The sequence below is a fragment of the Photorhabdus sp. RM71S genome, from assembly GCF_042879355.1.
GTDB lineage: Bacteria > Pseudomonadota > Gammaproteobacteria > Enterobacterales > Enterobacteriaceae > Photorhabdus > Photorhabdus kayaii.
Genome location: NZ_JBHFKV010000113.1, coordinates 1 through 1,973, shown reverse-complemented (window position 1 = coordinate 1,973; position 1,973 = coordinate 1). Strand labels below are relative to the sequence as shown.

The window sequence follows — 1,973 nt, the reverse complement described above, 5'->3', positions numbered from 1 at the left end:
CCCTGGTTGAATAAAATAGAACGGCTCTGGCAATCGTTGCATGAGACAGTCACCCGGAACCACAGCGGCCAATCTATGTGGCGATTGCTAAGTTATGTTGATGCTTTCTTGACGTCGATTTCAGCACAGCAAAAACCAGGAATGAATAAAATCGGTGTAGCATCATTATGAATTCTTATTTAGAGTATAGTATAGATCTAAATTGAGACCTTTAAAAGAAAACATTAACTCAATTGAGATAGTTTCACTTATTAATTTCAGGAAATCTGTTTTTTCAGGTGGTTATATGGTTAAAAAGAGAAAGGAAGCACAGCATAATATGGATTCTTTTGAACAAGACCGAAAAGAAACCTTTAAGGAGAGACTTCTTTATCTTATCGGCAGCCGTAGTGTAAGAACTGCAGCTAAAGAATGGGGATTATCGTATTCAACACTGAATAACTACATCATAAGGGACTCAATCCCTGCTCTCAATGTAGCTCAATCAATCTGCGATATTGAAGGTGTCACCCTAGATTGGCTTGCAACTGGTGATCACCAGTTACAACCTCACAATCAAACCACAACCATTCATGAACAACTAAAAAGCTCAACGGAAAGAAGCACAGCATGGCAATCTATTTTAGATTCATTGGAAGATAGGGATATGGATGCATTAATAAAACTAATTCATCGCAAAGGTATAGAAGGGATACTTGCTGAGCCTCCTAAAACCAAGACATCTACAATTGAAGATACCATCAATGAATTGCCTATTAGAGAAACTCTTAAACAAACAATAAAGATAGCTTTAGCTGGGAATGAATCAACAGATAAAGAAATTTTACGCTGTATCACTACACTTGTAAGTAAAGAAACAAACAAAAATTAAACACAATCTAAAAACGAGGCATATTGAAACAGAGAGAGGAGCTAGAGTGGATGTGGATACTGAAACAACTGAACAGATTAAATTACTTGGCCCCAAAACCCTATCACTACTCAATAAAGGGAGTGATTGGATGGAGCACTATCGATATAACAGAGAAATCAGCACTCAATGACAACAGGGCGCTTTGTTAACGTACCAGAACGCTCAGCCAGCTCGAAAGCAGCTTTGGCACGGCGCATGCCCTCGATTTTGCGCTCTCTTATGGACATTTGCTTAAGTTCAGAAACTTGGCGTTTTGATTGCATAACCTCTCCCCATCTCACCTAAATTGATGATAATTTCATATGGTACATCAACATTAGGCCGCTGTAAAATTCGACCATAAAAACTCTTAAGCTTTCGCGTTTCCGCCATAGCAAAATATGCCTTAGCATCATAAAATTGATAGTGTAGACCGATAATCTCGCTAAATGCTTTACCCAACCTCATCAAGCCCTGATACCCAAGCTTACTGAAAATAGCATCTGGTGGCGGTGGTGCGTAGAAATCACCACTGTCAAAATTCTCCAGACGGTCAAACTTACATCATAGCAACGCTCAGGGATGGAAAAACCGACCTCTTCCGAGCGCATCTGGAGGTATTCAACATCAGATATTTCAACAGCGGAAAAAATCATCACAAAATCATGATCTTCTACAGAAAAATCAAACCGGTGATACTGGATTTCTCCAACAGTAGCCTCAATAAATCCTGTCTGATGAAAAGTTGGCATTAGCTTATTATAGGTAGACGAAGAAATGAATATTGTTATCTTACAGCAATCTATACGTATTGACAAAAGCTCATAATAAACATGAAGCTGAATAGCAAACTAAAAATATCGACAGGTTAAAAATACAACTACTAACTTTTCGTTTAATAAGCGTTATACACAGTTACACCATAGACGCAGCTCAGACTTTTAGCTAACCTAACCAGAAAATAATCATATTAGGCAGATTCGACTAATAAGTGCAATTTTTCAGAAGGGCGGTCAGTTGCTATAGTAGGCATCTTTCTCGCCAAAGGAAAATGCACTATGGCCTATACACAACTGACCGA

The 1,973-nt window shown here is 38.5% G+C and carries 3 protein-coding genes and 1 pseudogene; 2 read left to right on the top strand and 2 right to left on the bottom strand.

What is annotated here, in order from left to right:
* Both ACGF5R_RS23830 and ACGF5R_RS23825 read left to right on the top strand, forming a co-directional pair.
* Positions 1 to 171, top strand: a pseudogene (locus tag ACGF5R_RS23830) (IS630 family transposase); the annotation flags it as partial.
* Between the two features lie 115 nt (positions 172 to 286).
* Positions 287 to 871, top strand: coding sequence for a helix-turn-helix domain-containing protein (locus ACGF5R_RS23825; protein ID WP_387693092.1), 585 nt, complete (start codon positions 287 to 289; stop codon positions 869 to 871).
* Positions 872 to 1,029: 158 nt separating this feature from the next.
* Here ACGF5R_RS23825 and ACGF5R_RS23820 read toward each other — a convergent pair whose 3' ends face one another.
* Both ACGF5R_RS23820 and ACGF5R_RS23815 read right to left on the bottom strand, forming a co-directional pair.
* Positions 1,030 to 1,176, bottom strand: a complete 147-nt coding sequence (locus ACGF5R_RS23820) for a hypothetical protein (RefSeq protein ID WP_157866898.1) — start codon at positions 1,174 to 1,176, stop codon at positions 1,030 to 1,032.
* A 183-nt stretch (positions 1,177 to 1,359) separates the two neighbouring features.
* Entirely contained in the window at positions 1,360 to 1,644 is a 285-nt protein-coding gene (locus ACGF5R_RS23815) for a hypothetical protein (RefSeq protein WP_387693091.1), read from the bottom strand.
* Positions 1,645 to 1,973 lie beyond the last annotated feature (329 nt).